Source organism: Longimonas halophila (assembly GCF_002554705.1).
Lineage (GTDB): Bacteria > Bacteroidota > Rhodothermia > Rhodothermales > Salinibacteraceae > Longimonas > Longimonas halophila.
Genome location: NZ_PDEP01000001.1, coordinates 652,300 through 659,892 on the forward strand (window position 1 = coordinate 652,300; position 7,593 = coordinate 659,892).

The window sequence follows — 7,593 nt, forward strand, 5'->3', positions numbered from 1 at the left end:
GCTCTTGGCCAGGTTGCGGGGCTGGTCTACGTCGCAGCCGCGCATCACCGCAATGTGATACGACAGCAGCTGCAGCGGCGAGGCATCGACCAACCTCACCGGGCAACCAACTGACTTACCATAGAAATGGGCCCTGATGATCTTTCCATTTCTCCCCCGAAACGCGAGCCCTCATTTTATCAGACGCACAGAACAAATGGCTTGATCCTTGTTGCAGTGTCCAAACCATTCTCTTTCAAATCTGCTACCTTGTCTTCCATATTCTCCAGGAGCTTATCGGCAGATTCGTGGCGCCTCGCTCTACGAAAACGAGCACTCTCAAGATTCCAGCGGTCAAGGTCGAACCAGACAACGAGGTAGATGCCGCGGCTCGTCCCGTACTCCGTGTCTTCGGAGTCAAGGTAACGATCAGCCAGCTGCGACTGAATACTTGAAAGCACGTCTTTATTCCAAGAGCCTTTGACCTCGATAATCACACTCAGCAGGTCACCGTTGGCTCTGATTGTCGGAGGGACCTTCACGAGAATGTCAGTGCGGTTCTGAACTCGCACTTCGCTTTCGCGCGTCAGCGTGATTCCGCGCCTCTCAAGATCTTGCCGAAGCTGGCGCGTGACATAGTCAGACAAGTGTTTCTCTTCCTTTGGGATGAAAACGGTACCCTTAATTTCTTTAACTTCTTCTCGTAGGTTCTCAAGGTTGTTCGACTGAATCCAGTCTCGCACCACGTCACGCCGAGGCCCATATGGAACCTCGTTCCAAAGATCCGCAGCAGCTGGTTGCTCTTGTGCGTTGAGGCGATTCTGGAGGTCCGATAGCGCCTCCAACACAACGTCTTGTAGCTCTGCACTACTGCGAATCACACGTTTTGAAGCATCTTCCGCGAGAGCAAGAAGCGTGCTTGGTGGTATGGAAGACATGCTTTTCTGACGTAGTATCTTCTTTGCACGGTGGATCGTCCGTCCCCACTTCCTTGCATCCGGAAATTGAGACGCAATGTTTTCCAAGGCATCAACGGCCTTCTTGGTGCCGCGATTAACGAGTACGCGAATGAGGTCTTTCCTCAACCGCTGAATCTTCTTCCGGATACTGGGCGAATAGGTTCTTCCAAACTTCGATGGCGGGTCGTCCCTTGGTGGAAAGAGATCATACACTCGCCGGATGATTGGCTTAAGTACACTTGTGGGGAGTATCAGCAGTTTGATTCCTCCTTGCGTCATTCGGTAGAGCATCGCCTTGGCGTAATCGTCGTCCGACAGAAACGAATCACGAATGAGGTCCCATCCGAACGAGGGATCCGCTTCCAGAACGCGAATCAACCATTGGCGCTTCTGGTCTCTAAAGACTTGATGGTCATCAGAAAGCCGGGCGAAGTCTTGTGCAACAGAGCGTGCCTCTTTGATTCCTCTCTTTAAGAGATAAGGGGAAAGCCACACACGATTCCACTCGGGGGTATCCTCACTCTTCTGCAGGTTGAGAAGGAGGTCTTGAATACGGTCCTCTTCAGCAATTGGATCAAAGAGGAAAGCGAAGTCCCTCTTTCGATATTTGAAGTGGGTCAGAAGTGCATGAAGGACTTCACCACATTTCTCAGGAGCGTGACGATACGCAGTGTCGGCAAGCTTACTGTGAACTTCTTTACGCTTCTCACTCGTGTTTGGCGTGTAGGCGAATATTGCTGGCCCCCATCTCTCCCAAACCTCCGGTTCAATGGTTGAAAGACTTGAACCCTCGTGATTAGCGATCAACCAAAGGGCAGTAAAACCATAGATGAGATCGTAGGTTACGTGCTGATGTCCATCTTCTTCGATTAGCCAGTCGTCGCGCGCGATTTCCTTGTGATGCAGGTATTTCAACCCGGCGTCGACAACTTGTTTTTGTTCGCGGGAGGACAGCGCCCTCCAAGCTGGAAATTCAGTCACATCCCTGTCTGAGTAATGTGCAGGCTCATGCTCTATCGATTGGCGTCTTAGCAAATAGAATAGGTCCTTCCAGCCCTCGGTTATGTCGTCGTTACAGAGATCAAGCGCATCATGTAACTGCTCTCGGAATGGAGGGTCCATGGGGTCTCGTTTCCAATCCCAAATTTTCTCCTCTCGACTTTGAAGGGTTTCCGCTTTCTTTGGCTCAAATCGATTTCGAAGGGTTTCCGCTTTCTCCGACTCTAATTCGATGGGCTCGATCCATTTTTTGGTCTGCTCGTAGAGGATTGGTGAAGATTGACTTACACTGTAGACCTTTTTGAATCCTTCCTCATTGAGGAACCCAATGTAGTGAAAGAAAGACTGAATGACCGTTGCGTAAATCTGTTTTAGGGATTCCTCTTCAGTCTCTTTAAGATCGTCGAGTAGCCAATCAATGTCCTCCCGCCTCCAGAGGTTAGACTGGCTCTGCAGATCTCCGATAACAAAAAGTGATTTCGACTCCTCCCACTCATTGTTAGCAAGTCGATGAATAACTTCTCGGGAGATATCCCGATGCGCCTCGGGATTCCTCTCGCGAAGATCTTCAAAATCTGCGGAGTCTAGATACGGAAGGATCTGGTTCTGAAGCATCTGTTCAACGATGTACCCAGCCAACACCTGCGAGATTTCATCGACTTCAACACGGCCCAGAGACCTTTGTACAATTTCCTCTCGCAGTTTCGAGAAATACTCTTCCTCATCATTGGAGAGTGCCCATTGCAGAGCTTCAACTAAAGTGCCATCATCCATTCGATGTGTGAAATGGATGGTCCATTGATCGAATGTGTGGTACCAGTTCCCTTCAACATTTTCTGGGTCTTCCCACTCAGCATCGGCTCGGATCTGGTCGAGTAAACCGGCAAAGCTAAGAAGATCTGGAAGTAGTTTCTCGCGCGCCTCATACACAACGCGCCAATCTGCGTCTTCATCTCCGGGCTCGATGGCCAACGGATGAAGCTGTTTCCGGTCGGCTGCATCTCCCAGGTCATCCACAAGACGAATAGCATAAATGCGAACGTACTTGTCAGCACCCGCATCAAGAGCCACATCAGTAGCATCTTGCACCAGCCCCTTCAGTTTCTGCTTCCGGGCAAACTGGATAGCGTACTCGCGTGCGTCATCACTCTTCTCTGTGTCGATGATCCAACGCTGAAGCTGCTGCTCCAAATTAGAATGTGGAACTCTCTTCAGGTCGTTAAGCCGTTTGTTGATGCGAGTGTAAAGTGTCCCCTGATCAATACCATTCAGAATAGCTTCGATGAGCTCTTCTCGCTTCTCGTCTTCATATTGCAGCGGATCACCAGCATAAACAAGGGAGGGATCCTTGTCGAGAAGGTATTCCATCATCTCGTGTTCGAGTGTTGCAAGCCAGACTGCGACGTTCTGGTACGGCGGAGCAATAGTCTGGTCGTATTCATGCTCAATGAGGGGACGGACCTGTTCGATGGAAAGTCCACTCCTGTGAACAAAGCGCGCCGCGAGGTACTCTGCATACGACCGGTGACGCCAGCGAAACGTCCGGCCGTCATCGCTTCCACGGAGCAACCCCGAATGTCGGACTGCCTCCTTTACCTCGTTTAGTCTTGGCCCGGAGTGACCGTCCGAATGAGTGTCTGCGTCCAAACGAGCCTCATCCGCAAATAAGACGCTACCAGGCGCGCCAAGGGTGTCGGCTATCTGTGACGTGCTCGGTTCCAGACACAACCGCGTTCGCTGCCCGAACACCATGAGAGCTGCGATCCGCGAGAGCAGATCGACCCGCTGCACAGGGTCGAGTATTCCTGTTTCGCCATCATCTTTCCGGTCTTTATTCTCTTCTGTCGACAGGCGAAGGCAGTATTCCTCGAACAAGTCGGCTTTACTCGCTGGGATGTCCTGTACCTCTTTGAAGCGACTGATGAGTGCTTCGAGAGTCAGTGGCGAAGCAGCAAAAGGGCCCGCATCCGCTTCCAAAACCGTCTCCAGAAAAGCATTGTCGTCAAGGCTATTCGCTTCTGCCGCCTGGATGACGTCTTGCCGACGCAGTGGGGCAAGGTGGTAAACCGGCAGATCGTCGAGATCCCAAAAGCTACGAAGCGATTTGTTCAGCGACTCCGGCCAGTCCGAGGAGCGGCACGCAATGCGCAGAGTCAGGCGATTAGCCGGGTGGGGATCCGTGAAAAGCTGCTTGTTTAAATGCTTCCCAATACGTGCCATGCTGCACTCGTCAAGCGCATCGAGAACCAGGGTAAGGTCAATCTCGCCCTGCTTCCACGCCTTAATTTCGGGCGCGTCCAGGAGTTCTCCCTGAAGAGCCGAGTACCCGGTGATCATCCCGAGTTCGACGTGCAGCACGCGTTGGTAAGGACGGTTTTCATCGCGTATCTTTTGTGTGAGCGCCTCGACCTCGGTCGTCTTTCCAATCCCCGGCTCGCCAAGTAAAACTGCACAGGGAACGTCGATTTCGTCGATAGGGACGAGTGCTTCTTCTTGCTGGGAGACATATCTGAAGTACCGGGATCGACGCCCTGGATCGACGAGGAATCCGTTTCGCAGCTTCATCTCCGTGCCTTCACGTGCCCAGTAGCGGGTCCAATCATACATAAGCCCTGAAACTAAGTTGTTGGTCCTGTGGCATATTATGTCGTCTCTCTTGACCGCGGGTCGGATTCGCGGAGAGATTGGCGATCTCTGTCCACCAGACCAGCCTTCTGAACCAACACCTGTGTATTCTGAGTCCCGATCTGTGCTTCCAGTTGAGTTCTTACTACGAACTCTCAATCAATCGCTTTACAGCACTCATGACCTGACGCTCGCGTACAGATGCGGACGACTCACTCGAAAAAGTTTCTTCGGCAGCCTCCAACACTTGATCACGAAGATCATTCGCCGAGAGTGTACCGTCGAGGATCTTCAGGAAGTCGAGATCGCAATCTAAACGCGCTGATTCGGTATCTTCCCCGATTGACTGACAGAAATGATCCGCGACGGCGTACATATTTCCCTCAGCAACTAAGCCCTCAAGCCAAGCCGTTGCTCGGGGATCAGTGTCCCAACGGAAGAACCGGAGGAGAATCTCCGCGAAGTCCTCTCGATCATCGATTCCCCCTTTGACTCCTGGCCGAAATCCCTCAAGTCTGCTCCATATTTGATCAGCGTACTTCCTTTTTACCGTTTGCAGTCTCCCACTCTCCAATGAGTTTTCCTCCTCTGCACGCTCAATTTCTCGACCGGCAAATCTGAAAGCACGGTATGGTTCAATCAAGAGTTCAATTCGCTCTTGGTGCTGCTGGTCAGACTTAGATTCAGAGACGATCTTCTCTACCATATCCTCCGCTGTTTTGACCGCGGTTGCAGGTTCATTAATAAGATCAAGATCAGTATTCCGTTTGCCCTTACAATCTAGAAATATAAGCTCAAGCTTAGCAAATGCCCGTAGAATGTTATCTTGTTCGTAGTCGCTGAATACACCACCGTAGAGACATTCGCGAGCAAAATGCAGTGCTTCCAGAAGACGTTTTTCATCTTGATCTTGGTACCCGACCAGTGCCTCAAACAGGCTGTCCTTATTTGATACTGCACTTCGTAGCTGCTCCTCCTCCAATCTGGTCAGAGGTAATGGGGACGGAGGCTGCTCAAAATACGATCGGAAGAAAAAGGGATGAGCAATGCGCCGATTCCTAACCCAGGTTAACGGATTGAATACCATCTCCCGCGAATGCAAGGCGTTGCCAGCATGCGGAAAAAGGGCCGACAGAAGTTGTTTAACCGCACTATTTTTGCTCTTATCAAGAATTATATCTAATTTTTGTTCGCGAACGGCCTTTTGTGACTGAAAACTATCCTTTTCTTTCGACTTTATAAACCGCTCAATGTTAGCAATATTCCCATCTAAAGCTTCACACAGGAGGATCTTGTTTGCAAGGAGCCTTTCAAAAACCGCACTTTCAAAGTGCCGAAGCACGTGCAAAGCAAACAGATCAACTGGGTTGGCTTCAAATTTCTGATCTCGTACAAATCGACCGATTTGGAGACGCAAAGACCCAATAAATCGATTAACATCCCGCCGTGTATGAAAGTATGCATCGGATGCTGTCTTAAAGACCCATCCCCATCTATCATCAGCTACAAAAGATTGGTCAACAACCGGATTGCCTAACAATTCATTGCTCAGGACTTTTCTTTTTGCATATCTTTTTATTTTTCCTTCTGGCACTGATGGTAGCCTATATATTTCTTGTACTATTTTATCGATATATTTTTCATCTACATTCTCCTTCTTAAACATTTCTGCGATCTGTCTTCCATCAAAACCCAATAAGTAAACTACGTTGGGAAAGCGTCCGTTGGCACGCACAAGTTTAAAAAGAAGCAGCACTTCGTCACTGGCAAGCCGGTCTACATCGTCAATGATAACCACCAGTGGATGTTTGCGCCTCTTCAATTCAGTTCTGACATCCTCTCGAAGATTCTCCGTCGTCTTACTCTGAATCTCAGATTCAGCGCGCAATATTTTGGACACTCCTCCGAAGAATGAAGCTATTAGACCAAGCAGAGAGGCAATTCCTGCAAATATCCTCGTCATAACCTCTTGCTCAATCAATGCCTCCAGCTTCAACCAGTCGAGGCTGAACCCCACACCTACGAGAGATACAAGACCGAGCACGATACGAACCCAACCTGCAAGCATATTATTTGATTTCGTGTGCTCCGCAACACCAAATGCAATCGCGAGTTGCTCCATCCGTTGGGCAAGCCGCTCGGTTTCAGGGCTGATATCCGAGTGACCAATCGCTCGTCCCATGTCTTGGAACATCGAACGCGTGATCGTTTCGACACCCGTTAACTGCCACGGCTCGAACGCTACGACTTGGAGACGTTCTTGAACCCCGCTATTCCAAAAGAAGTACTGGCTGCTCCACGCGCGGAATTGCCTAAACTTGCGGCAAAGCCATCCAGGCTCTGTACCATCCCGTTTGGGCTGATTCGCTGGTAGATCATCGAGCTTCTCAATATCCTCTTCCAGCGCCTCTCTAATCATGTTTAATACAGAGGTTTTCCCTTCACCCCATCCCCCTTCAACCCCAATGACCATTCCATCAGTCCCCGGAAGATTTCGAATGCTGTTTGCAATCTGAATTGCAAATGTATCCCGGCCTAACTGGTCTTCCTCAATCGATGAGATCGGTGTATCCGATCGATTGTAGTCTTGATCTTTACTATCTGACATCAGCTGAATAATCGGTACGATCGAAGTACGAAGATGTGACTGATTATGATTAGTATCCAAGCATCAGATTATAACATAGGTCTGCCGCCCAACAAACCCAAAAGACTGGATGGCTGAGCATTGTCTTCCAACTTCGTATGGAGCAGACCGGCTTTTACACGCCCGTTCTATACTGAAGTCACGAATCCGAGATAGGTCCTGTCGCTTGAATGCTTTTCCAGAGACGGTAGATGTGCTTCAACTTGGGCACAGGATGATAAAGCCCCGCCGCGGGTTCAGACCCCCAGCGAGGCTCACAGGATGTGCATCAAGCGCAGAGGACACTGCGGCGTGTTATTCCACCGTCACGCTCTTGGCCAGGTTGCGGGGCTGGTCTACGTCGCAGCCGCGCATCACCGCAATGTGATACGACAGCAGCTGCAG

The 7,593-nt window shown here is 50.3% G+C and carries 2 protein-coding genes; both read right to left on the reverse strand.

Going from position 1 to position 7,593, the window contains the following annotated elements:
* Positions 1-179 precede the first annotated feature (179 nt).
* Positions 180-4,544, reverse strand: coding sequence for an NACHT domain-containing protein (locus CRI93_RS02575; RefSeq protein ID WP_141491527.1), 4,365 nt, complete (start codon positions 4,542-4,544; stop codon positions 180-182).
* A 163-nt stretch (positions 4,545-4,707) separates the two neighbouring features.
* Positions 4,708-7,230: a KAP family P-loop NTPase fold protein gene (locus CRI93_RS02580; RefSeq protein ID WP_141491528.1), complete on the reverse strand. Its 2,523-nt coding sequence runs from the start codon at positions 7,228-7,230 to the stop codon at positions 4,708-4,710.
* Between the last annotated feature and the right edge of the window lie 363 nt (positions 7,231-7,593).

Coding starts and splice junctions, on each gene's coding strand:
- CRI93_RS02575 (WP_141491527.1), bottom strand. CDS start 4,544: ATGTATGATTGGACCCGCTACTGGGCACGTGAAGGCACGGAGATGAAG.